A 23,619-nucleotide genomic window follows, 5' to 3' on the forward strand; every position below is an offset into this window, starting at 1 on the left:
ATCGGACGGAATCGAGTCGTAGCCACAGGAATTCACGATCTTCGCGCCCGTCTCCACGGCGCGGTCGTGGAACCGGTCGATGCATTCGCGGATGAACAGCGGCTCACCGGTGAGGTCGGCGTAGTGGGTGCCCGCCTCCGCGCACGCCTGCACCAGCGGCAGGCCGTACCGCAGATACGGACCGACAGTGGAGACGACGACCTTGGTCCGGGCGGCGAGGTCGTCCAGCGTCGCCCGATCCGACGAATCGGCGACCAGCAGCGGCCATTGCGCGGCCGCCGGGCCCAGCTCGTCGCGCACCCTCGCCAGCTTCTCGGTGGAACGCCCGGCCAGCGCGATGCGGGCGCCCGCGGGCGCGGCCTGCGTCAGGTACTGCGCGGTCAGCTTGCCCACGAAACCGGTCGCGCCGAACAGCACGAGGTCGAATTCCCTGTCTGCCATGAACTTCCCATCTGCCGTGCCTGTCAGGACTCATGCCTTGCTGCGTCGTTTGGTCGTGCTCGCCTTCTTGCGTACGGCCGTGGTCTGCTTGACGAGGTCGGGGCGCTGCGCCAGCCAGGCGTGATGCGCCTTGCCCAGCTCGGTGACCGGCGGATCGCCGTAGAGCCATTCGCGGGCGATGCGATGCCAGTTCGCGGTCGCCTCCAGCTGGCCGAGCACCCCGAAGGTGAGGAAGTCCGCACGGCGCGAGAACAGGTGCTCCGGCGGCAGATTCTGCTCCTTCATCCCCGCGAATTCACCCGCCCGCGGGTCCACCGCGAGCACGAAGGCGCCGCTGGCCAGCTCCGGGGTGATGGTGAGTTCCTCGTCCACCACCGCCCATTCGCACGCGGCCAGCACGTATTCCAGGCATTCCTCCGGGGTGACCGCCTCGGGCTCGTCGATGACGCCCCGGTCGATCATGATCTGCCACAGATCTTCCGCGCGGTCCTCGGCCGCCGCGCGGATCCCGGCGATCTCCGCCTGGACGTGCTTGGGGTCCATCCGGTTGAACAGCCCGAAATCCAGGAATGCGACCCGCCCGTCCTCGCCGAGCAGCAGATTGCCCGGATGCGGATCGCCGCAGAACTCGTTGAAGCTGAACAGCGACCCCACGTAGAAGCGGTAGATGATCTCGCCGACCCGATCGCGTTCGGCCGCGGGCAGCGCGCGGATCTGCTCGAAACTGCGGCCGGGGAAGTACTCGCTCACCAGCACCCGGGTGCTCGACAGCTCGGGCATGGTGGCGGGCACGACGATGAACGGGTGCTCGGCGTACAGGTCGGCGATCTGGCGCTGGGTGTGGGCCTCGGCGACGTAGTCGAGTTCGCTCTCCAGATTCAGCCGCAGCTCGTCGAGTACGGCCGGGGTCACCCACGGCATCGCCGTCTGCAGCACGCGCCGGAACATCGACAGGTTCTTCAGGTCCGCGCGCACGGCCGCGTCGATCCCCGGGTACTGGACCTTGACCGCGACCTGGCGGCCGTCGTGCAGTCGCGCCCGATACACCTGCCCGATGGAGGCGGCGGCGATCGGCTCCGGCTCGAATTCGGCGAACAGCTCGTCGATCGGGCGGCCGAAATCCTCCTCGATCACCGCGCACATGGTCTCGAAGGAGACGTTCGGTGCGCTGTCGCGCAGCACCGCCAGCCGCCGCTGGAAGCGTTCGCGGTGCTCGTCGGGAACCAGGTCCATATCCAGGACCGACAGCATCTGGCCGAGCTTCATGGCGACGCCCTTCATGGTGCCCAGCACCATGACCATCTGCTCGGTCGCGCGGATCATCGACTCCTCGGCCATCCGCGCCCGCACCGCCTCCGAGCGCCCGCGCATCGACCGGCGGGTGCGCTGTGCCCGGATGACATTGCCCGCGACGGCCACGCCGAGCTTCGTCCCCCTGGCCAACCGCGACGTCGGCAGCTCTTTAGCCATCAAACCTCCGTTGGTGCCGACGCACGGCGATGTGAACTCCCGTTCCCTGCCGATCTTCAGCGTAACCAACGCGGGCACTCCGGCCCAGCCGCAGATTGCGGCCATCACACGCGCTCGGGCCCGGCTATTCCGTGGCGACGACCGGTTCCGGCAGCTGATGCTGCACGGCGTTGAATTTCTCCGGGGAGCCGCCGGCGCGGACCATGCCCTCGATGGCGCTCCACGCCATCATCGTCATGTGGTCGAGCATCTTGTCGGCCGTCAGGGTGCGGTTGGTGATCCACCAGTCGGTGGCCAGCTGCACGCCGCCCACGAGGACGTAGGCGTACAGCTCGATGCCCTCGGTCTCGACGTTGCGGTCGAAGGCCTTGTCCCGCAATACCGCCGACACCACGTCGGCGAACAGCTTCTCGAAATCGGCGAGCGTGGATTTGTCGGTGGTGGAGCCGTTGCCCATGATGAACCGGTACACGTCGGTGTCGGCGTCGACGGTGTGCACGTAGGCGGCGAGCGTGTTGCGCACCAGCTGGTACTCGTCCAGGTCGTCGCTGATGGCCTCGTAGATGCGCGGCATGAGGGTGGTCTCGACGAACCGCTCCATGGTGGCGCGGGTCAGGTCGCTCTTATCCGAGAAGTATCGGTAGAGAACGGTTTTCGACACCCCGATCTCGGCCGCGATCTCGTCCATCCCGACGTCGCCGCCGCGCTTGCGGATGGCCGCCAGCGTGCCGTCGACCAGTTCCTCGCGGCGGTCGATCTTGTGCTGGTGCCAGCGCTTCTTGCGGCCGTCCACCCGGCCCGACCGTGCCGGAGCTGTGCGGGCGGACTGCTTGCCGACCTCGACAAGATCTTCGGTGGACAGGACGGACTCCTCGTTCCGGGGGTACGGGCCACTCCAGCTTAGGTGCTCGGCAACGGCCGTGTTCGGTCTTCGGTCACCGACCCGTCGCGGCGGCCGCGGGAGTAGGGGTGGGCGGGTCTCACCGGGCGGGTCCGTCGTTGCGACCAGAATGGGGAATATGGAGCGATCTGCCAGCAGTGCATCCACCGCGGGCGCGGATTCGGTTACGGCCGTCGAATCCGCTGCCGGAGTGGGAAACAACACAGGCGGGCCGCCGGGCGGCCGCGCGCTGCCCGGGCCCTCGTCCGGGCCGTCGTCGTTCGCGGATCTGATGGACGAGTCCGGCAAGAAGCGGGATCTGCGCAAGATGAAGATCGTCGCCACCGGATTCCTGGTCGGTGCCACGCTGGTGTATCTGTTCTGCTGCTGGCTGGGTTCGCGTGGCGCGGGCGGGAATTGGGTCGGCTATGTGCGCGCCGCCTCCGAGGCGGGCATGGTCGGCGCGCTGGCCGACTGGTTCGCGGTGACGGCGCTGTTCCGGCATCCGCTCGGGCTGCCGATTCCGCACACCGCGATCATCCGCAAGAAGAAAGATCAACTGGGCACCAGCCTCGGCGACTTCGTGCGGGCGAATTTCCTGTCGCCGGACACCGTGGCGGAGAAGGTCAATTCGGCGCAGATCTCGCTGCGGCTGGGCCGCTGGATGGCCGATGCGGAGCACGCGGCGCGGGTGTCGGAGGAGTCGTCGACGATTCTGCGCGCGGTGATCGGCGCGCTGCGCGACGAGGACGTCGAGCAGGTGATCGATAACACCATCGTCAAGCGGATCGCCGAGCCGCAGTGGGGTCCGCCGCTGGGGCGGGTGCTGGCGGAGCTGCTGGCCGAGAACCGGCAGGCACCGCTGCTGGACCTGCTGGCCGAGCGGGCCCACCAGTGGGCGCTGGGCAGCCAGGAGACCATCGACCGGATCGTGATGCGGGACGCGCCGTCGTGGGCGCCGAAATTCGTCAACGTGCTGCTGTCGGAGCGAATTTATCGAGAACTGGTCGAATTCACCTGGAAGATCCGCTCCCAGCCGGATCACGAGGTGCGGCTGGCGGCCAACCGGTTCCTCGAGGATTTCGCGCACGACCTGCAGTACGACGAGGCCATGATCATCAAGGCGGAGCGGGTGAAGGCCGAGATCATGGGCCGCGAGGAGATCACCGGAATGGCCCGGGCCACCTGGCGGGCGGCCAAACGAATGATCTTGGAATCCGCCGACGATCCGCACAGCACGCTCCGCCGCAAACTCACCGAGAATGTGCAGCAGCTGGGGGAGCGTCTGGTCGGCGAGTCGGAACTGCGGGAGCGGGTGGATTCCTGGGTCGAGCGCGGGGTCCGGTATCTGGTCGCCAATTACGGGTCCGAGATCGCGACCCTCATCAGCGATACGGTTGCGCGGTGGGATGCCGACGAGGCGAGCCGCAAGATCGAATTGCAGGCGGGGCGCGATCTGCAATTCATCCGTATCAACGGAACGGTCGTCGGATCGCTGGCCGGGTTGGTGATCTACGCCGTTTCACATTTGCTGTTCCCGGGGTGGTCGGCGTAGCCGCTGCGAGTTTGCCGGAATAGTGCTAGCAGGGGTGCTTGCAAGAGTTAGCACCCTGTTTTAGAATCGACCGTACAACCGCCGGAAGGTGAGTGATGGCACAGGAGCCCGAGGTTTCCGACCAGAACACCGGGGAATCCGCAGAGACGTCTGCGGCCGGAACAGGAGTGGCCCGCGTAGCCAATGCGGCGCACGACATCGGAAGCTTCATCCGGTCGCAGCGAGAGGCCGCGCAGGTCTCGCTGCGACAGCTGGCACAACTGGCGGGGGTGAGCAACCCGTATCTCAGTCAGATCGAGAGAGGGCTGCGCAACCCGTCCGCCGAGGTACTCGCGCAGATCGCCAAGGGTCTGCGGGTCTCCTCGGAGGTCTTGTACATGCGGGCCGGTTACCTCGAGCAGAGGCCGCCGAGCCCGGTCCGGGACGCCCTGCTGGCCGATACGGGAATCACCGAGCGGCAGAAGCAGGTGCTGCTGGACATCTACGAATCGTTCCGCCGGGAAAACGCGGGGAACGACATCGGGGGGAACGGGGACAACGAGGTTCCGCACGCCACCGACGGCAGCACTACCGAAGTTCCGCCACGCCAGGAGAACGAAACATCATGACCGAACCCAATGCCACCGTGACGAAGCCGCTCTACGCGACCGTCGGCGCCGGCGATGCGCTCTACGCCGCCGTGAACGACCTGGTCGAGAGGGTGCGCGAGCGCGCAGCCACCGCCGATGTCGGCGGCCGGGTGGAGGAGGCCCGCGAGCGCCTGTCCAACCTGCCTGCCGATGTGCAGGAGCAGTTCGAGTCGCTGCGCCAGCGGCTGACCGGCCTGCCCTCGGAGCTGCCGGACGACGTCGCCGAACTGCGCGAGCGGCTCACCCCCGAGGAGCTGCGCCGACTGGTCGACCAGTACTACCACCAGCTGCTGGACTACTACCAGGATCTGGCCGCGCGGGGCGAGGAGACCGTCGGGCGGCTGCGCTCGGAGAACTCCACCTTCGACGAGCAGTTCGGCCGGGTCGAGGGCATCCTCGACGACGTCGTCACGCGCGCCGAGGACGTCCTGGGCAAGGTGACCGATCAGACCCGCGGCCTGCTGGGGCAGAAGGTGACCGAGGAGTCCGACGAGGCCGAGCCGGTCGTCGACGCCGAGGTCGTGAAGGTGACCACCGAGCCCGCTACCAACGGCCCCGCCAAGAAGGCGCCCGCCAAGAAGGCCCCGGCCAAGAAGGCGGCGGCGAAGAAGACCACGGCTTCGAAGAAGTAGCGCAGTTCCGCGGCCGCAGCGGGCCGCCTCCGCGACGCCCTCGCATGTCCTGATATGCGAGGGCGTTGCCCCTATCATGGGGAATGTGTACTCCGTGACTGGTGCCATCGTGTTCGTGTTGTGGCTCGCCGCGCTGGGCGCGACCATCTTTGCGCTGGTCCACGCCATCCGGCAGCGTTCGGACGCGTTCACCGCCGTCGACAAGCTGACCAAGCCCATCTGGGTCACCATCCTGGCCGTCGCGCTGCTGCTGCTGTTCCTGGCGCAGACGCCGGTCGGCCTGATCGGCATCGTCGCGGTCGTCGCCACCGGCGTCTATCTGGCCGATGTGCGGCCCAAGGTGGACGAGGTGCAGCGCGGCCCGCGCTGGTAGGAGGGCCCGGTCCCGGAATTTTCCGCCGTTTCGATGTGCCGTCGATGCGGCGGTTTTTCGTGCTTGCACTAGCTAGCACCCGCTCCCGAGAGTTACTGTGGACTTCAGTAACACACAAAGGAGTGCTTCATGCGGGCAACGCTGCCTACGCGGTCCCCGGCACCGCGGATCCCCGCGCGGTTACGTGACCTGCCGGGTTCGTCGTTCCGGACGGTGTCCGAAACCGTGGACCGCGTCCGGGACCTGCTGCGCGTCCATCGCGCCACCCTGCGCGTCCGCGATTACGGGACCGCCGAACTCAACCCGCCGAGCATGCCGTGCGAGGTCGTGCCGGTCACCGCGCCCGACGGCACCGCGCTGCGGGTGCACTCCTACGGCCCCGCCGACGGTGACGTCGTCGTCCTGGTGCACGGCTGGACGTGCTGCATCGAGTACTGGAATCCGCAGATCAACGCCTTCGCCGACGAGTATCGCGTGGTCTCCTACGATCAGCGCGGGCACGGCGAGAGCGAACTGGGCACCAGCCCGCTGACCACCGATCTGCTCGCCGACGATCTCGCCGCCGTCCTGGACGCGACGCTGCGCCCCGGGCAGCGTGCGGTGCTGGTCGGACACAGCCTGGGCGGCATGACGATTCAGGCGTGGGCCGGACGGTATCCGGAGGAGGTGGCCCGGCGCGCGGCGGCGGTGGTGCTGACCAACACCGCCCCCGGCGACCTGGTCGCCGAGACGACCGTGCTGCCGGTGTGCAACCGCGGGACGATTGCGCTGCCGTTCGCGGTCGGGCGGACGCTGCTGGGCACCGCGGTCGTCTTCCCACCGGTCGCGCCGGTGAAATGGGTGTTCCGGCGGCAGGTGATGAGCCTGGCGACCACCGGCGATGTCGCCGATTACGCGCTGTCGATCGTGCGCTCGTGCCCGGCCGCCGTCCGCGCGAAGTTCGGGCTGCTGCTCGCCGACCTCGCGCTCGGCCGGTCCGCCGAACGACTGACCGTGCCGACCACGCTGGTGGCGGGCGAATTCGATGATCTGACCCCGGTCGTGCACTCCGAGCGGATCGCCGAAATGCTGCGCGCCGCAGGCAGTCTCGAACGGTTCGAGATCCTGCCGACCGGGCACCTGGGCAATGTGGAGGCCTACGCGGCATTCAACGAGGTGCTGGCGCGGGTGCTGTCGGCGACGTACGCGGAACGCGAGGCGAGTGCATAGCGCTGCCATCGTCCGGTCCACGGATTCTGTTGTGGCGCACAGGTATCTATGGGCGCCGGTGAGTGGATCGTTCGCAATTCGTTACCCGGCCGGGCGATATGGCGGATGAGTCTCCGGGCGATATGTGTTGTAGGTAACAGAGCATTGTAGGTAGCGGAGCTTCATCGCCCTGTCCATGAATGTCGTTGCGGCGGAATGGGTATTCGGTGAAGGCGGGATGCACGCAGCTGAAGGAGTCACTTCACTGCTTGCACTGGCAAGCACTGCTGCTAGCGCGGTAGTGTGCGCGGAGAACACAAAGGAGTGCTCATGCTGGTGAAGCTGCCCGACACGGTGACCGGCCTGCGACACGGCGCCGATGCTCTGACCGCCGCCTACCGCGCGCGGTTGCGCGCTCGCACCTACGATACCGCCGCCCTGAATTCGGCCCCCTCGCCCGAGATCGTCCCCGTCACCACGGCCGACGATGCCCGGCTGCGGGTGCACGCGTTCGGACCGGCCGACGGCGAGGTGGTCGTGCTGATCCACGGCTGGTCCTGCTGCATCGAATACTGGAATCCGCAGATCAACGCCTTCTCCGGCGAGTATCGCGTGGTCGCCTACGACCAGCGCGGGCATGGCGAAAGCAGCGTCGGCACCAGGCCGTTCGGTCCGGACCAGCTGGCCGACGATCTGTCCGACGTCCTGGACGCGGTCCTGCGGCCCGGCCAGCGCGCGGTGCTCGTCGGCCACAGCATGGGCGGCATGACCATCCAGGCATGGGCGCGGCGCTACCCGGAACAGGTCGAGCAGCGGGCGTCGGCGGTGGTGCTGGCGACCACGGCGGCGAAGCAGATTCCGGCGCGCGCCAAGGTCGTTCCGCTGGTCAGCGACGTTGTCGCGATGCCGGTGTGGGCGGCGCAGGCAGTGTTCGGAACGCCCGTGCCGCTGCCCGGCTCGGCCGCGGCGCGCACGGTGTTCAAGTCCCGCATCATGAATCGCACCTCGGACGCCGACCAGACCGCGTTCGGCCTGGCGATCGTGCGATCGTGCCGCCCGGCGGTGCGCGCCGCCGTCGCGCGCGACCTCGCCAAGCTGGACCTGGGCTCCGCGGCCGCCGCCATCACGGTACCCACCAGCGTGATCGCCGGTGAGTTCGACAAGCTGCTGCCCGAGATCCACTCGCGCGAGATCGCCGACGTGCTGGCCGAGGCGGGCAGCCTCGACCGCTACACCGTCCTGCCCACCGGCCACCTGCCCAATATCGAAGCGCCGCAGGAATTCAACGCCGAACTGCACCGCATGGTGCGCATCGGCCGCCAGGGCTCCCGCGCCGTCGCCAGCTGAGGGCCGGGCCTAATTGAAGACGACGGTGCGGCGGCCGTGGACGAGCACGCGGCCCTCCAGGTGCCAGCGCAGGCCGCGGGCCAGGACGACGCGTTCGATATCGCGGCCCTGCCGGACCATGTCGCCGACGGTGTCGGCGTGATCGATGCGCGTCACGTCCTGTTCGATGATCGGCCCGGCATCCAGCTCCGCCGTCACGTAGTGGCAGGTGGCGCCGATCAGCTTGACGCCGCGGGCGAATGCCTGGTGGTACGGGCGGGCGCCGACGAACGACGGCAGGAAGCTGTGGTGGATGTTGATCGCCCGGCCCGCCCAGTGCGCGCAGAGCTGCGCCGGTAGCACCTGCATGAACCGGGCCAGCACCACCGCGTCCGGGTCGTGCGCGTCCACCAGCTCCCGAACCTGCTCGAAGGCGGGGCCGCGCTCGGCCGGATCCTTCGGGAACGGCACGTGGTGGAACTTCACGCCGTGTGCCTGCGCCATCTCCGCCAGATCCGGATGATTGCCGATCACCGCCTCGATGGTCGCGGGCAGCTCGCCGCTGGCCGCACGGCCCAGCAGGTCGTGCAGGCAGTGTCCGTCCCGGCTCACCAGCAGCACCGCCCGCCGCCGGGCCCCGGAATCCAGCAGCTGCCACTCGGTGTCGGGCCCCAGCTCCGCCGCCACCGCGGCGAACCGGTCGCGCAGCTCGGCCAGCCCGAACGGCACCGTCGACGCCTTCACGGCCTGCCGCGTGAAGAACCACCCCGAGTCGGTGTCCGAGTGGTACCCCGCCTCCACGATGGACCCCCCGAAGTCGGCGATGAACGAGGTGATCCGGGCGATGATGCCCGGGCGGTCCGGGCAGCCCAGCATCAGGACGTAGCGGCGGTCGTCGGCGGTCGAACTCATGGGCCGATTCTCCCAGGGGAGACTCTCGGCGCCGCCGCCGGTTGCCCGCGGATAACCCCTACAGCGCGTAAAACGGCTCCGCGTAACGGAATTCGCCGCTGATCCCGGGCTCGTACGCCGCCAGGAGGCGCACCTGGAAGTGCGAGGTCCAGGCCGGTTCGTCGGGGGCGATGCCGACGCGGGCGCCGGGCACGAATCCGAATCGCGGGTAGTAGTCGAGGCTGCCGAGCAGGCCGACCAGCGGCTCGTCCAGGGCGTCGGCGGCGCCGAGGGCGGCGTGCATGAGCGCCGCGCCGACCCGGTTGCCCTGGTGATCGGGCAGCACCCCGATCGGGCCCAGCGCCAGCACCGGAAACGGGCCGACACCGGCGCGGGTGAGGCAGACGTGGCCCACCACCCGATCGTGCACCTGCGCCACCATCGACAGCGTCGGAATCCAGCCGGAATCGCTGCGCAACCGGTGCACCAGCGCCACCTCGGCCGGCTCGGCGGCGGCGCGCGGCGAATCGTCGGGCAGGCCGTTCGGATAGTCGCGGGCGAAGGCGCGGCGGTGGACCGCGTCGATCGCGGGGATGTCGCCGGCCCGTTCGCGACGGATCAGCACGGTGACGTCTCCTCCCCGGCGAGTGGACACAGCCGTACGGGTCATCCAGCAACCGTGATACGCCGGACCGCGGAAGGACCGGCCCCTACGAGTGTGCGCGCCGCCGATACCGCCCGCAACGGAATTCGCCGTGTGCCTGTGCCAGACTCTGTGCCCATGGCCGATACCGCCCCGGAATCAGGAACGCGCGCGCTCACCCGCGGGGAGGTGGCGGCGATGATCGACCACACCCTGCTCGCGCCGGAGGCCACCGCGGCCGATATCGCCGCCACCGTCGACGAGGCGCGGCAGCTCGGCGTGTACGCGGTGTGCCTGTCGCCGTCGACGCTGCCCGTGCGGGCGAGCGGCCTGGTGGTCGCGACCGTCGCCGGATTCCCCTCCGGCAAGCATCATTCGCTGGTCAAGGGCACCGAGGCGCGGCTGGCGGTGGAGCAGGGCGCCGCCGAGGTCGACATGGTGATCGATATCGGCGCGGCGCTGGCCGGCGACTACAACGCGGTGCTGTCCGACATCGTCACGGTGCGCGAGGCCGTCGGTGATCAGGCGGTGCTCAAGGTGATCATCGAGGCGGCGGCGCTGCCGGACGGCGCGATCGTCGAGGTGTGCCGCGCCGCCGAGCGGGCCGGGGCCGATTTCGTGAAGACCTCCACCGGCTTTCACCCCGCGGGCGGCGCGAGCGTGCACGCGGTGCGGCTGATGGCCGACACCGTGGGCGGGCGGCTGGGCGTCAAGGCCAGCGGCGGCATCCGGACCGCGGCCGCGGCCGCGGAGCTGATCGAGGCCGGCGCCACCCGGCTCGGGCTGTCCCGGTCGCGCGAGGTGCTGGCGGGGTTCCCCGAGTAGCCGACGGTCAGCAGCTGTTCGACGAGGTGTTCTGCGCGTCCGGCGCGGGTTCCAGCTTGGTGGGGCCGCCGGACAGCGAGACCGAGATGCCGTTGTCGGTGACCTTCACCTCGGTCGGCTTCAGGCCCAGCGGGTAGCTCTGCAGGCTCTCGGTCATCAGATCCACGATGCCGTCCACCAGGTCGGTGGGCAATCCGAAGCCGAGCAGCTGGGCGGACTGCGTGGTCACCTCGATCCGATCGCCGACGATCTGCGGCCGGACCTGCAGGTCGGCAATGCCGCCGAGCACCTTGACGTCGAGCACACCGGCGGCCGGATCGGACTGGACGCCCGAGACCAGGCCCTTGAGCGTCTGCGCGATGCCGTCGTTGCTCCAGGTGGCCTCGGCGCTGCTGCTGCCGATCTCGGCGCCGCCGCGACCGTTGTCGATCAGCGAGATGTCGTCGAGCCGCGCGTGCACCTTCATATCGACGGCGGGCCCGAACTTCGCGTCGTCGCTGTCGACGTCGACGTACTGGACGTTGTGATCGATCGCGGTGAGCAGCAACGGCTTCGGACCGAAACTCACCGACACCTTGGAACCCAGGTCCCGCTCCACCTGCGTGGCAATGCAGTTCGCGGTCCGGTGACGGTAGTAGGTCTCGGCCGCGGCCACGGTGCCGACCACGGCGAGAACGAGGACGAGTCCGACGATCAGGATGATCCGCCGGAGGTTCCGGGTGCCGATGTTCGAACTCATGCGACCGATTCTTCCCGAGCTTTCTGAGCTCGCTCTGTGGGGCGGGTGAGGGGACGCCCGGCGATTGTGACATGTAGCACAACCTCCGGGCGTAGCCTGGGTCACATGTCCGGGGAAGCCGCCGCCAGTCGAATCCGTAATCCGGAGCAGGGCTGGTGGGTGCTGCGGCAGCTGGCCGGTCGGCATGCCGGATACTTCACCACCCGCCTCGTGCTGCGTACCGGCTGCGAGGACAGGGTGCGCGCCGCGCTCGGCGACGGGTCGGTGACCCGCGCCGGGGTCGGGCTGTTACGCCTGGCGGACTGGCCGTCCGGGCCGCTCGACGAGTACGCGATGTGGTCGGCGTGGTTCGAGGGAGCGGCCGCGGTGTCCCATCACAGCGCGGCCGAACTGCACGGCCTCGGTCGGCTGCGGCCGCGGTTCCTGCACCTGTCGTCCGCCGGTGCGCGGGTGCCCAGCGCGCCGCGGCTGGTGGTGCTGCGCCGGGCCCTGCGCCACCGCGATGTCGAATCGGCCGGGACCTTCCTGGTCACGACGCCGGTGCGGACCGTCCTGGACCTCGCCGAGACCGGTATCGGGCAGGGCGCGCTGGACGAGGTGGTGGCCGATGCCGTCGCCATCCACCGCTGCGCGAGCGCCGAGATCCGCTCCGCCGCCGCGGCTCTGCCGCCGCGCACGGCCGCGCGGATCCGGCATGCGCTGGCGCGCGTATGAAAGCCGGTGCCGCCCCGCGGAACTGATGCGCATGAGCTATTAGGCGTATCCAGTTCGAGTTTTGCGAGGCAGGCGTTCATGGCATCGTGATCGACCATGGCGACGCTCGGGTATGGCGCATGGGATCTGCACTTTCCGCCCGGGCCGCCGGACCTGATCGCGGAGATGGTCGCCACCGCGGTCGTCGCCGATGCCGTGCGCCGCTACGACGCGGACCTGGCGCAGTCGGTGGAGACCTGCCGGGAGTGGCGGCGCGCGTACCGCCGGGTCTTCCGGGGGATGACGGCCCTGGCGGCCAGCTCGCCCGACGCCTCGCGCGGGATCGCCCGGGACGGGCTGCGAGCGGTGCGGGCCACGCTGAATTACACGGCCGGACAGTCGGTGCGCCCGCTGAGCGCCGTGGATCCGGCCGAACTGGGCACCGACCAACCGTGGGTCGAGACCGGCGAGGTCGCGGGCGAGGCGAAACCGGAACGGCGCCTGGAGGTTCGGGTGGGCGGCGAGCGGCTGTCCGGCGACCGGCTGCGTCGGCAGCTTCGGGATTGGCGGCGGCGCGGAATCCTCGAACCCGATTTCGCGACCCGAATCGAGCGGGTCATCGATCATCCGGAGTGGTTGGCACTGCCGGGTTTTCGCGCGGTGCTCGCCGGGGCCGATGCGGAGCTGAGCCCGCTGCGGCCGCTGTTGCGCTGGGGCGCCGATGTCCTCGCGTTCGACCTGCCGTCCCGCAGGCGGTGGCGGGACCGTGCGCGCGAGGGGGCCGGACGGCTGCGCTTCCCGGTCCTGTCGGGACGGCCGGGGGCCGATCTCGCCGCACACCTACCGGCCGTGGTGCGGTGGATCGACGGAGAGCTCGGCGACGGGATTCGGCCGGTACTGGGTCTGTACGCCGCCGCGGCGGGCCCGGCCGGGCTGCGCCTGGCCGCGGCGGCCGATCTCCTGGCCGATGCGGTGTCGCGGCGACATCCGAATACCGCGCTGGCATATCCGGGTTCGCCCTTCGACTGCTATGCGGTACCGCGCGACGTGTTCGCCGACGCCCGGGAACGGCGGGCGCGGCTGGGAATGCTCGGCACGGCGCAGGACTGCGTGCGGGTGCTGTCGGGCGGGTCGGCGTTCCGCCCGAACTACCGCCACGAGATCGCCGACGCCGCGGGTGCGCGCTGGGGTGTGGCCGATCTGCTGCCGCCGCCCCTGGGGCCGAATCATGCACTGGCGCACCGATTACCGCGCTGGCGTGCGCTGCTGGCGCACGCCGGGGGACAGACCGTGTCGTACTCGGTCACACCCCTCGTGTGGGGCCGGATCGCGCGCACTGCCTGGCCGGTGGCGGCGTATCGAGGCTGCACGCATTTCGGCATCGAGGTGTTCGAGCCGGACACCGCCCGCACCCTGCTGGCCGCCGAACTCGTCGCCGATCTGTTCGATCCGCCTGCCGCCGAACCGAATCCGGAGTCCCTGTTCGCCTCCGGCGCCTGCCACAGCGGGCTCTGGCGCCTGCCCTACGAGCACCGCTCCCTCCTCACCTTCGCCGCCGCAGCCGGACGCCTGCAACGCCTCCTGCCTGTCTGATCCCCGACCGCGCCGGATATCGGCGGAGTGGTTGACTGCCTCGGCTGTGGAACGGCCGTTCAGGAAACGTTGGGCGCCACCGTTTCCCACGGCACCGACAGTACGCAGTCGCGCATGCGGCGGCGGTAGCGGCGGACCGGGAAGCCCTCCTCGCGCAACAGCCTCGCGGACTCGCGCCAGCGCACGCGCGGGCCGTAGGCCGACAGCGGTGCGGCGCGTGCCCAGGCGCGGTCGGCGGCGGTGAGCAGCGCGTGCACCCGCTCGCCCGGAACATTGCGGTGGATCAGGGCCTTCGGCAGGCGCTCGGCGACATCGGAGGGGCGCGCGACGGTGAAGGGATCCCATGCCAGCGTCAGCGAGATCGGGCCCGTCCGATCGAGCAGCACCCAGGCGCAGCGGCGGCCGAGTTCGTCACAGGTCCCGTCGACCAGCAGGCCGCCCGGCGCCAGCCCGCTCGACACCCGCGCCCAGGCCCCGGCGACCGCCGCCTCGGGATACTGGCGCAGCACGTTGAACGCGCGCACCAGAATCGGCCGCTGTCCGGCCAGCTCGAACCCGCCGCGCGCGAACACCACGCCGTCCCGGCCCGGCACCACCCGCGCCGGATCGATCTCCAGCCCCACCACGCGCACATCGGCGCGCACGCGCCGCAACCGCGCCGCCAGTTCCAGCGTCGTCACCGGGCTCGACCCGTATCCCAGATCGACGATCAGCGGATCCACCGCGGCACGCAGCCGAGAGATCACCAGCTCGTCGTGCACCAGCCAGCGATCGCTGCGTCGTAGCCGGTTCACCCCCGTGGTGCCGCGGGTGATCGTTCCGATCGGTCCGCTCGAGGTCCGGCCGCGGTGCGCGCGGGTCCCGCCGTGGTTCCGCGGCGAGCCGTGACGGTCGGCGACGGGGGCCTCGGCGGTGATACGCGTGGACATCTCGGGGACCGTTGCCGCGACGGCGTCCCCGTTGTTCGTTCCGGGCAACTCGGTGAAGTCAGGCGGTGGGGTTCTGCTCTTCGAGCCACTGTGCCGTGAATTCGGCCTCGGCCCGCAGCAGATCCACGAGGTTGATCAACATCATCTGCTCCAGCTTCGGGCCCAGCATGGGGATGAACACCTTCGCCGTCGACGAGGTCCGCAGCGTGCAGCCGGTCTCGGTGGGAAACAGGTGCATGGTGCCGCCGAGGCTGCCCGGGCCCGCCGGGATCGACGCCACGTACTCGCCGGTGACCTCCGGGCCGAACGGGCCGTAGGTCTCCTTGCGGGTGATCGTCATATCCTTGCGCATCACCGTCTGCGCGATGTCCGGCAGCATGTCGCGCGGCAGGATGTGCTCGATTTCGACCTCGATGCCGCTGTCGGTGGCCGTCAGGGCGATCACCTCGTTGGGGGAGTACTTGCGCATCTCCTCCATCCGCGCATCCCAGTAGTCGCGGTCGGACAGCGCCGCGTACACCTCTTTGGTGGTGTGCAGCGGGTAGCGGGCTGAATAGTCCAGTCGGCGAGCCATGGGGAGCTAGATTACTGCGTTCGATCTCCCAACCGGGAGTCGCGGCAGGTTAGCGGGCGTGCCTCAACGCCGCGGGTCGCGCGTCGGCTCCGTCAGCGGTTCGCGATCCAGGTGTTGGTGAATTCGGTCTCCGAGGCGAGCAACTCCAGCAGTTTCTCCGCGACCACGGCCTCGATCTTCTTGCCGAACAGCGGGATGCCTACCTCGACCGAACCCTGGATGACCGCCCGCGACGTCTCGCCCTCCGCGCTGAGCGTGACGGTCCCGCGCACCTGCGCGGGCGCGTCCTGTACCTGCGCGGTGAAGGTGCCCGAGAAGCCGGAGTAGCTCTCGGTGCGGGGGATGATCAGGTCGCCGGGCCGCACCGAGGTGATGGCACCGGGCAGTTCCGAGGCCGGGATGGACTGCACCATCTCGACGTGCACCTGCTCCTGATCGATGGACGCCTGGAAGGAATCCAGCCGGGCGTTGGGCCCGCCGACCTCCTCGATCCGGTCCTTCCAATACTGCTCGTCGGCGAACGCGGCACGGACTGCGTCGGCCGGATGCGTGTACTGAGCCGTGTACGCCAGGGGTGTCGCCATGGTCGAACACGCTACCGTCTTTCGCTGTGCGTACATCTCGAGTGGTCCCGTTCGACGAATTGCGCGAGCTGCTGACCGCGACCGGTGCGCGGGTGCGCAATTCGGTTCCGCTGGCGGAGCTGACGACGCTGCGGGTCGGCGGCCCGGCGACCGTGGCCGACTGCGCGAGCACCGAGTCGCTCGTCGCGACGGTGCGCGCCCTCGACGCGGCCGGGATTCCGCTGCTGCTGCTGGCGGGCGGATCGAATCTGCTGATCTCCGACGCCGGATTCGACGGTGTCGTGGTGCGCATCGCGACCGAACGGGTGGAGATCGGCGCCGACCGAGTCGTCGCGGAGGCGGGGGCGGACTGGGACGCCGTGGTGGCGGCGACGGTCGACGCGGGTCTGGGCGGCCTGGAATGCCTGTCCGGAATTCCGGGCTCCGCGGGCGCGACGCCGGTGCAGAACGTCGGCGCCTACGGCGTGGAGGTCGAGCACCTGCTGCGCCGGGTGCGGCTGCTCGATCGCGCGAGCGGCGAAATCCGCTGGGTCGCACCGGACGAACTCGGCTTCGGATACCGCACCTCGATGCTCAAGCACAGCGACCGGGCCGTGGTGCTGGAGGTGGAGTTCGGCCTCGACCCCGGCGGTGCCAGCGCGCCGCTGCGCTATCGCGAACTCGCGAACGCCCTCGACGCGGCCGAGGGGACCACGCGTCCGGCGGCGCAGGTGCGCGAGGCGGTGCTGCGGCTGCGCGCGAGCAAGGGCATGGTGCTCGATCCCGCCGACCACGACACCTGGAGCGCGGGCTCGTTCTTCACCAACCCGGTGGTGCCCGAGGCACGGGTGGAGCAGGTGCGCGCGGCGATCGCCGATCATGTGGGGGATGTCACAGTGCCCACCTACCCGGCGGTCGACGGCGTCAAGTTCTCGGCCGGGTGGCTGATCGAGCGGGCGGGCTTCGCCAAGGGCTTCCCCGGACCGGACGCCCCCGCCCGCCTGTCCACGAAACACACGCTGGCGCTGACCAATCGCGGCGCCGCGACGGCCGCGGATCTGATCGGCCTGGCCCGCGAGGTGCGCGACGGCGTCGCCGAGCGTTTCGGGATCCGCCTGGAGCCCGAACCGGTCACGGTCGGCGTCGCGCTGTAGGGGGTGGTGGGCGCCACGCCGGAGGCGGCTGGACCACCGCGTGGGTCGCGGTAAATTCGAGGAAGTGAGCATTCGAAGAGGTACCAGCCGACGGGCCATGCTGATCGGAATGACTCAGCTGGCGGGAGCCGCGCTGGTGGCCGGATGTTCGAACGGCGGCGGCGACAACGCCTCGTCGAAGGACAGCGGACCGGTCGCGAAGGTGACCTTCCAGCCCGGCGACGGCAGCACGGACGTCAACCCGACCGCGCCGATCTCGGTCTCGGTCGCCAGCGGCCGCATCGACAAGGTCGCCCTGACCAATGCCGCGGGCAAGCAGGTCACCGGCGCCCTGGCCCCGGACGGAAGCAGTTTCACGATCTCCGAGCCGCTCGGCTACGACGCCACCTACACCTGGTCGGGTACCGCGATCGGCACCGACGGCAAGCCGGTCCCGATCGAGGGCAGGTTCACCACGGTGACGCCCAAGCAGACCGTGACCGCCACCATCAACATCGGCGACGGTCAGGAGGTCGGCATCGCGGCGCCGATCATCCTGCAGTTCAAGAGCCACGTGGTGAACAAGGCCGCGGTGGAGAAGGCCCTCACCGTGACCACCACCCCGCAGACCGAGGGCGGCTGGGCGTGGCTGCCCGACGAGAACGGCGGCTCCCGCGCGCACTGGCGCCCGCGCGAGTACTGGGCGCCGGGCACCGCGGTGACGTTCGCGGGCAAGCTCTACGGTCTCGAGTTCGGCGACGGCGCCTACGGCTACACCGATCTGAGCTCCGAGTTCAAGATCGGCCGCAGCCAGATCGTGAAGGGGTACGCCCCCAGCCACCGGGTGCAGGTGATCCGCGACGGCCAGACGATCTTCGACTTCCCGTGCAGCTACGGCGAGGGCAACGAGCCGCGCAACGTGACGCGCTCGGGCATCCACGTGGTGACCGAGAAGTACGAGGACTTCATGATGTCGAATCCGCCGTACTACACCAACGTTCGCGAACGCTGGGCCGTAAGGATCTCCAACAACGGCGAATTCATCCACGCCAACCCGGAATCGTCCGGGGCGCAGGGCAGTTCGAATGTCACCAACGGCTGCATCAATCTGAGCAACGCCGACGCGCAGGCATATTTCCCGACCGCGCTGTACGGCGACCCGGCCGAGATCACCGGCACCTCCATCGCGCTGTCGGCCGCCGACGGCGACATCTACGACTGGACCATCGACTGGGACACCTGGAAGAGCATGTCCGCCCTGCAGGGCGAGCCCTCCGCCGTCGTCTCGGCCACCCCGGTCCCCCCGGGCCCGGTCCGCGGCAACTGACCCGGCCGCACCGATCCCTCGGCCCGGTCCGCGGCAACTGACCCGGCCGCACCGATCCCTCGGCCCGGCCCGCGGCAACTGACCCGGCCGCACCGATCCCTCGGCCCGGTCCGCGGCAACTGACCCGGCCGCACCGAGGTCAGGGGCGGCGGGCGAAGCGGCCGGGGCTCGCCTGGTCGCGGGGCTTGACGACGATGGTGTCGAGGTCGACGTGGGGCGGGCGGCTGGCGACGAAGCCGATGATCTCGGCGATGTCCTGGGCGACCAGCGGGTCGATGCCCTCGTAGACCTTCGCGGCGCGCTCGGCGTCGCCGTCGAAGCGGACCAGGGAGAATTCGGTTTCGACTGCGCCGGGGGCGATTTCGGTCAACCGCACCGGCTGGCCCAGCAGCTCGCCGCGCAGGGTGCGGTGCAGCACGGCCTGGGCGTGCTTGGCGGAGGTGTAGCCGGAACCGTTGTCGTAGGTGTCGAATGCGGCCACCGAGGTGACGGTGACGATCAACCCGTCGCCCGAGGCGATCAGCTTCGGCAGCAGTGCCTTGGTCAGGCGCAGCGTGCCGAGCACGTTGGTTTCCCACATCCAGCGCCAGTCGTCGAGATCGGCCTCGGCCACCGGTGCCAGGCCCTTGGCGCCGCCGGCGTTGTTGACCAGCACGTCGACCCGCTCGACGGCGTCGGTGAACGCCTGCACCGACGCCTCGTCGGTCACATCCAGCGCCAGCGCGGTGCCCCCGATCTCCTCGGCCAGCCGCTGCAGCCGATCCACCCGCCGCGCCCCGACAACCACGTGATAGCCCTGCTTGGCGAGTTCACGCGCGGTGGCCTCCCCGATTCCCGAACTGGCTCCAGTGACGACGGCGGTGCGAGTGCTCATGACCTGAGCATATGTGCGGGCGTTGCACCCGGCATCGCGTGGTCGTGCATCGCTTCCACGCCTGGCGGCCGAGTCACCGGTGCCGGTCCCGGGCCTCCGGCGCCGCATCGTCGGCGGGGCAGCTGCATCCCCGCGGGGGCGCGCGTGAGTTGCCGCACCGGCGGTCGGCCGCGCGCGTGCGGATCCCGCGCCGGAGCGCCCGGGGAATCGGGACCGCTAGCCTGGCCGCATGGCTATTCGGGACGTGGTGAGCGCGGACGGGACCGGCATCGTGTATCGGGTGACGGGACCGGCCGACGGGCGGCCGCTGGTGCTGCTGCACGGCTGGGCCGGAAACCTGCGGTGCTGGGGGACGGCCGCGGACCTGCTCGCCGAGCGGTTCCGGGTGATCGCGGTCGATCTGCGCGGGCACGGCTATTCGGACGCGCCCGAGGCCGGATACGACGACCCGAAGAACTGGGCCGCCGATGTCGCGGCCGTGCTGGCGGGCGAGGGCATCGACACCGGGGCGGTGCTGGTCGGCTGGTCCTACGGCGGCATCGTGCTGAGCGACTACCTGACCGCCTACGGCACCGGCGCGGTGGCCGCCGTCGTCTACAGCGGCTCACAGGCCGGAATCGGGCGCGGCGTGCCCGGCGCCCAGCCCGGCCCCGCCATGCAGCAGGCCATCCCCGACGTCTTCGAGGAGGGCGCGGGTAAGGCCATGCGCGGTTTCGCGGCCTTCGGCAACGCCAACACCGGCCCCGGCCGCGACAAGGGAGCGGATGCCCAGCGGCTGTTCGGCGGCAGCCTGGCTACCCCGCCCCGGGTGCGCAAGGCGCTGTTCTACCGCACCGCCGACAACACCGACACGCTGCGGGCCCTCGACATTCCGGTGCTGGTACTGCACGGCACCGCCGATCCCGTGGTGCCGATCGAGAACGGGCGATACATCGCAGAGGCGGTCCCGGACGCGCAGACGTCGTTTTGGGAGGGCGCGCAGCACGGCCTGTTCATCGAGAACCCGGAGCGCTTTGCCGCCGAGATAACGGAGTTCGTGAGCGCGCTGTGATTCGGCCTCCGCTTGGCTCCGGCGGGTTTTCGGTGCCTGGGAGTCTCGACTTACAGGCACCGCTGCTCGCTCCTTCGTCGGGGGCATGTGAAAGTCGTTTGGGGCCTTGGGTTTTGGTGTGGCTCGGTTTCGGTGGGGTGCGCGGGCTCGCTGCGGATTGAACCGTGGCCGTCGCCGTAGCGTTGGCCGGGTGTGATCGATCGCATGCTCCGGGCTCTCGGGACCATCGCGCACCGCTGTCGTGCCCTCGCGCACGCGACTGCCGAACTCTCGAACATCGCGCTCGGACCGTTCGCCGTCGGAGCCGGGTACGTTGCGAATCACGTTGTGACGGCGGTCACTTGGCGACGGAGGTCGCGACGGACGGCAGGCGCGGGCGTGCACACTGGAGAGGTGAGTCAACGCACGGACCTACGGCCCCATCGGATCGCCGTGTTGTCGGTGCACACCTCACCCCTGGCCCAGCCGGGCACCGGCGACGCGGGCGGCATGAACGTCTACGTGCTGCAGACCGCCGTGCAGCTGGCCCGCCGCGGTGTGGAGGTGGAGATCTTCACCCGCGCCACCTCCTCCAACGACGAGCCGGTCGTCGAGGCCGCCCCGGGCGTGCTGGTGCGGCACGTGGTGGCGGGGCCGTTCGAGGGGCTCGACAAGCACGACCTGCCCACGCAGCTGTGCCCGTTCGCCGCGGAGGTGCTGCGGCAGGAGGCGCGGCAGCTGCCTGGGCACTACGACCTGATCCACTCGCACTACTGGCTGTCCGGCCAGGTCGGCTGGCTGGCTCGCGACCGCTGGCGGGTGCCGCTGGTGCACACCGCGCACACGCTGGCCGCGGTCAAGAACGCCTATCTCGCCGAGGGCGACACCCCCGAGCCGCCCGCCCGCGAGATCGGCGAGAAGCAGATCGTCTCCGAGGCCGACCGGCTGGTCGCCAACACCGGCGAGGAGGCCCGTCAGCTGGTCGAGCTGTACGGCGCCGACGCCGAGCGGATCGATGTGGTCCTGCCGGGCGCCGACCTGACCCGTTACCACCCCGGCGACCGAGTCGCCGCGCGCGCCGAACTCGGCCTGGACCCGGCCGAGCAGATCGTCGCGTTCGTCGGCCGCATCCAGCCGCTGAAGGCCCCTGACGTGCTGGTGCACGCCGCCGCGCAGGTGCTGCGGGCCCAGCCCCACCGCGCCGTGCGCGTGCTCATCGTGGGCGGCCCGTCGGGCACCGGCCTGGAACGCCCGGACGCGCTGATCGAGCTGGCCGCGGCCCTCGGCATCGCCGACCGGGTGACCTTCCTGCCGCCGCAGCCGCCGGACCGGCTGGTGCAGGTGTACCGGGCCGCCGATCTGGTGGCCGTGCCCAGCTACAACGAATCGTTCGGCCTGGTGGCCCTCGAGGCCCAGGCCAGCGGCACGCCGGTGCTGGCCGCGCACGTGGGCGGGCTGGGGACCGCGGTGCGCGACGGGGTATCGGGGCTGCTGGTGCCGGGCCATCGCGCGGGCGACTGGGCGGCGGCGCTGGGTTCGCTGCTCGACGATCCGGCCGGGCTGCGCCGCATGGGCACGGCCGCGGTCGAGCACGCCGCCAACTTCTCCTGGGAGCACACCGCCGAGGGCCTGCTGGACAGCTACTCCCAGACACTGTCGGGGTACCGGGGCATACGTTCGCGCCTGGCGGGTACGTTGCAGACCGACAGTAATCAGGCCAGGTCGCGGGCGCTGTGGCGGCGCCGGATGGGAGTGGTACGCCGATGACGGACCCGAACCCGATCGCGACCACCGCGCAGCTGATCGAGGACACCCTGCGCGAGCGCGAGATGGACTACACCCGCGAGGGCGAGGATACGTTCATCGTGGTCCTGCCGGGTGAGCGCAAGCTGAAGACCACCGTGATGCTGACCGTCGGCAAGCACGGGATGCGCGTCGAATGCTTCGTCTGCCGCAAACCGGACGAGAACTTCGAGGGCGTCTACAAATTCCTGCTGCGCCGCAACCGCCGCCTGTACGGCGTCGCCTACACCCTCGACCGCGTCGGCGACATCTACATGGTCGGCCGCGTCGCCACCCACGCCGTCACGCCCGACGAACTGGACCGCATCTTCGGCCAGATCCTCGAGGCCGTAGACGCCGACTTCAACGTGCTATTGGAACTCGGCTTCGCCGAATCCATTCGCCGCGAATGGAAATGGCGCGTCTCCCGCGGCGAATCCCTCAAAAACCTCCGCGCCTTCGAACACCTCGTCGACACCGACGACTCCTGACCCACTTCCCGCACCCGCTCCGCGATCCCGCACGCCTTCCAGGGCCTTGCAGACGGTGCGCGAACACGTAAGTGGTGCGGGAAGGGTGTGAGAATGCTGGCTGGGACGGGCACGACAGAAGGCGGCGTGGGTATGACGGTCTTGGCTTTGGATATCGGGGCTACGAAGTTCGCGGCGGGGGTGGTGCACGCGGGGCGGACGGTGCGTGAGGTGCGGCGGGCGGCGGTGCCGCCGGAGTCGGTGTGGGAGGTGTGCCGCGACCTGCTGCGGGAGGTGGCCGGGGAGGCGCGGGTGACCGCGGTCGGCATCGGCTCGGCGGGGCCGGTGGACGTGCGGTCGGGAATCACTGCGCCGCTGAACATTCCGGAGTGGCGGTCCGGCTTCCCCATCGTCGCGTCCGTACAGGAGCTGTTCCCGGCGGCCGTGATCCGCTTCGCCATCGACGGCGCCTGCCTGGCCCTGGCCGAACATCATGTCGGCGGGCTGCGCGGGGTGCGCGACGGACTCGCCATGACGGTGTCGTCGGGCATCGGCGGCGGCATCATCAGCGACGGCCGAGTCGCGGTGGGCCGCACCGGAAATGCGGGTCACGTCGGCCACATCGTGGTGCCGGGCTGGGACGTGCCGTGCGGCTGCGGCGGTGTCGGATGCGTCGAGGCGGTCGCCAGCGGGATGTCGTCGGCGCGCTGGGCGCGGGAGCAGGGGTGGCCGGGCGAGACCGGGATGGAGCTGGCGCGCGACGCCCACGCCGGTGTCCCGATCGCGGTGGCCGCCATGCGCCGCGCCGGAACCGCTCTGGGACAGGCGATTTCGTCGGCCGCGGCGCTGCTGGATATCGATCGGGTCGTGATCGGTGGCGGATTCGCCGAATCCGGTGCGCCGCTGTGGGATCCGCTGCACGCGGCCGTCGCCACCCATGCCCGCCTGGACTTCACCCGCGACCTGCGGGTGGTGCGGTCGCGCATTCCCGACGGCGCCACCCTGGTCGGCGCGGGTGTGCTCGCCGCAGGTCACGCGACCGCCGACGAATACGACTGA

Annotated in this window: 25 protein-coding genes; 15 read left to right on the forward strand and 10 right to left on the reverse strand. The window is 70.1% G+C overall.

The features are described from left to right. The 3 genes from QH290_RS31885 to QH290_RS31895 form a co-directional block, all read right to left on the reverse strand. Nucleotides 1-441, reverse strand: a 441-nt coding sequence (locus tag QH290_RS31885) for a saccharopine dehydrogenase family protein (RefSeq protein ID WP_280386946.1), incomplete at its 3' end; no start/stop codon positions are given. Between the two features lie 30 nt (nt 442-471). Next, nucleotides 472-1,911 carry an ABC1 kinase family protein gene (locus QH290_RS31890; RefSeq protein ID WP_280265837.1) on the reverse strand — a complete coding sequence of 480 codons (1,440 nt, stop codon included), beginning with the start codon at nt 1,909-1,911 and terminating at the stop codon, nt 472-474. Between the two features lie 124 nt (nt 1,912-2,035). Then, a complete protein-coding gene (locus QH290_RS31895) occupies nt 2,036-2,704 on the reverse strand; it encodes a TetR/AcrR family transcriptional regulator (protein ID WP_280265836.1) in 669 nt (222 codons plus the stop codon). Between the two features lie 379 nt (nt 2,705-3,083). On the opposite strand from QH290_RS31895, the gene QH290_RS31900 reads away from it, so the two are divergent. The 6 genes from QH290_RS31900 to QH290_RS31925 all read left to right on the forward strand — a co-directional run bounded on the left by QH290_RS31900 (nt 3,084) and on the right by QH290_RS31925 (nt 8,515). After that, nucleotides 3,084-4,346 carry a DUF445 domain-containing protein gene (locus tag QH290_RS31900; RefSeq protein WP_280265094.1) on the forward strand — a complete coding sequence of 421 codons (1,263 nt, stop codon included), beginning with the start codon at nt 3,084-3,086 and terminating at the stop codon, nt 4,344-4,346. Between the two features lie 95 nt (nt 4,347-4,441). Then, on the forward strand, nt 4,442-4,954 hold the full coding sequence (locus QH290_RS31905) for a helix-turn-helix domain-containing protein (RefSeq protein ID WP_280265092.1): 513 nt from the start codon (nt 4,442-4,444) through the stop codon (nt 4,952-4,954). Further along, nucleotides 4,951-5,607 carry a heparin-binding hemagglutinin gene (locus QH290_RS31910; protein WP_280265091.1) on the forward strand — a complete coding sequence of 219 codons (657 nt, stop codon included), beginning with the start codon at nt 4,951-4,953 and terminating at the stop codon, nt 5,605-5,607. Before QH290_RS31905 ends, QH290_RS31910 begins: the two co-directional genes overlap by 4 nt. A 76-nt stretch (nt 5,608-5,683) precedes the next feature. Beyond that, nucleotides 5,684-5,980, forward strand: coding sequence for a DUF2516 family protein (locus tag QH290_RS31915; RefSeq protein WP_068024369.1), 297 nt, complete (start codon nt 5,684-5,686; stop codon nt 5,978-5,980). A gap of 129 nt (nt 5,981-6,109) precedes the next feature. After that, nucleotides 6,110-7,189, forward strand: a complete 1,080-nt coding sequence (locus QH290_RS31920) for an alpha/beta fold hydrolase (RefSeq protein WP_280265090.1) — start codon at nt 6,110-6,112, stop codon at nt 7,187-7,189. Nucleotides 7,190-7,498: 309 nt separating this feature from the next. Then, entirely contained in the window at nt 7,499-8,515 is a 1,017-nt protein-coding gene (locus QH290_RS31925; RefSeq protein WP_280386948.1) for an alpha/beta fold hydrolase, read from the forward strand. A 9-nt stretch (nt 8,516-8,524) separates the two neighbouring features. Here QH290_RS31925 and purU read toward each other — a convergent pair whose 3' ends face one another. Then, the gene (gene purU / locus QH290_RS31930) at nt 8,525-9,406 is read right to left on the reverse strand and encodes a formyltetrahydrofolate deformylase (RefSeq protein ID WP_280386950.1); all 882 of its coding nucleotides are present in this window, start codon (nt 9,404-9,406) and stop codon (nt 8,525-8,527) included. A gap of 58 nt (nt 9,407-9,464) precedes the next feature. Continuing rightward, complete coding sequence (locus tag QH290_RS31935; RefSeq protein WP_280386976.1) at nt 9,465-10,010, reverse strand: GNAT family N-acetyltransferase; 546 nt, start codon at nt 10,008-10,010, stop codon at nt 9,465-9,467. A 156-nt stretch (nt 10,011-10,166) separates the two neighbouring features. On the opposite strand from QH290_RS31935, the gene deoC reads away from it, so the two are divergent. Beyond that, nucleotides 10,167-10,853 (forward strand): deoxyribose-phosphate aldolase, encoded by a 687-nt coding sequence (gene deoC / locus QH290_RS31940; protein WP_280386952.1) that lies wholly within the window; start codon nt 10,167-10,169, stop codon nt 10,851-10,853. 7 nt (nt 10,854-10,860) lie between these two features. On the opposite strand, the gene QH290_RS31945 is transcribed toward deoC, so the two are convergent. Next, nucleotides 10,861-11,592 (reverse strand): LmeA family phospholipid-binding protein, encoded by a 732-nt coding sequence (locus tag QH290_RS31945; RefSeq protein WP_280265086.1) that lies wholly within the window; start codon nt 11,590-11,592, stop codon nt 10,861-10,863. Nucleotides 11,593-11,697: 105 nt separating this feature from the next. On the opposite strand from QH290_RS31945, the gene QH290_RS31950 reads away from it, so the two are divergent. Further along, nucleotides 11,698-12,306 (forward strand): hypothetical protein, encoded by a 609-nt coding sequence (locus QH290_RS31950; protein ID WP_280265085.1) that lies wholly within the window; start codon nt 11,698-11,700, stop codon nt 12,304-12,306. 96 nt (nt 12,307-12,402) lie between these two features. Then, a complete protein-coding gene (locus QH290_RS31955) occupies nt 12,403-13,878 on the forward strand; it encodes a hypothetical protein (protein ID WP_280386953.1) in 1,476 nt (491 codons plus the stop codon). A gap of 59 nt (nt 13,879-13,937) precedes the next feature. Here the strand turns inward: QH290_RS31955 and QH290_RS31960 are convergent, their stop codons facing one another. The 3 genes from QH290_RS31960 to QH290_RS31970 form a co-directional block, all read right to left on the reverse strand. Then, entirely contained in the window at nt 13,938-14,807 is an 870-nt protein-coding gene (locus tag QH290_RS31960) for a class I SAM-dependent methyltransferase (protein ID WP_280268254.1), read from the reverse strand. 58 nt (nt 14,808-14,865) lie between these two features. Next, nucleotides 14,866-15,381 carry a DUF2505 domain-containing protein gene (locus tag QH290_RS31965; RefSeq protein ID WP_280268255.1) on the reverse strand — a complete coding sequence of 172 codons (516 nt, stop codon included), beginning with the start codon at nt 15,379-15,381 and terminating at the stop codon, nt 14,866-14,868. A gap of 92 nt (nt 15,382-15,473) precedes the next feature. Next, entirely contained in the window at nt 15,474-15,965 is a 492-nt protein-coding gene (locus QH290_RS31970; protein WP_280268256.1) for a DUF2505 domain-containing protein, read from the reverse strand. 59 nt (nt 15,966-16,024) lie between these two features. Here QH290_RS31970 and QH290_RS31975 point away from each other — a divergent pair, with 59 nt between their 5' ends. Both QH290_RS31975 and QH290_RS31980 read left to right on the forward strand, forming a co-directional pair. After that, nucleotides 16,025-17,098 carry a UDP-N-acetylmuramate dehydrogenase gene (locus tag QH290_RS31975; protein WP_280386978.1) on the forward strand — a complete coding sequence of 358 codons (1,074 nt, stop codon included), beginning with the start codon at nt 16,025-16,027 and terminating at the stop codon, nt 17,096-17,098. Between the two features lie 97 nt (nt 17,099-17,195). Further along, nucleotides 17,196-18,404, forward strand: coding sequence for a L,D-transpeptidase (locus QH290_RS31980; protein ID WP_280386980.1), 1,209 nt, complete (start codon nt 17,196-17,198; stop codon nt 18,402-18,404). 139 nt (nt 18,405-18,543) lie between these two features. On the opposite strand, the gene QH290_RS31985 is transcribed toward QH290_RS31980, so the two are convergent. Further along, nucleotides 18,544-19,278, reverse strand: coding sequence for an SDR family NAD(P)-dependent oxidoreductase (locus QH290_RS31985; protein ID WP_280268257.1), 735 nt, complete (start codon nt 19,276-19,278; stop codon nt 18,544-18,546). A gap of 229 nt (nt 19,279-19,507) precedes the next feature. Here QH290_RS31985 and QH290_RS31990 point away from each other — a divergent pair, with 229 nt between their 5' ends. From QH290_RS31990 to QH290_RS32005, 4 genes are all read left to right on the forward strand, one after another. Next, on the forward strand, nt 19,508-20,329 hold the full coding sequence (locus tag QH290_RS31990; protein WP_280386954.1) for an alpha/beta fold hydrolase: 822 nt from the start codon (nt 19,508-19,510) through the stop codon (nt 20,327-20,329). Between the two features lie 393 nt (nt 20,330-20,722). Continuing rightward, nucleotides 20,723-22,075: a D-inositol-3-phosphate glycosyltransferase gene (mshA, locus tag QH290_RS31995; protein ID WP_280268259.1), complete on the forward strand. Its 1,353-nt coding sequence runs from the start codon at nt 20,723-20,725 to the stop codon at nt 22,073-22,075. After that, nucleotides 22,072-22,581 carry a type III secretion system chaperone family protein gene (locus QH290_RS32000; protein ID WP_280268260.1) on the forward strand — a complete coding sequence of 170 codons (510 nt, stop codon included), beginning with the start codon at nt 22,072-22,074 and terminating at the stop codon, nt 22,579-22,581. Before mshA ends, QH290_RS32000 begins: the two co-directional genes overlap by 4 nt. Before the next feature lie 132 nt (nt 22,582-22,713). Continuing rightward, entirely contained in the window at nt 22,714-23,619 is a 906-nt protein-coding gene (locus QH290_RS32005) for an ROK family protein (protein WP_280268261.1), read from the forward strand.

Source organism: Nocardia wallacei (genome assembly GCF_029869545.1).
Taxonomy (GTDB): Bacteria; Actinomycetota; Actinomycetes; order Mycobacteriales; family Mycobacteriaceae; genus Nocardia; species Nocardia wallacei_A.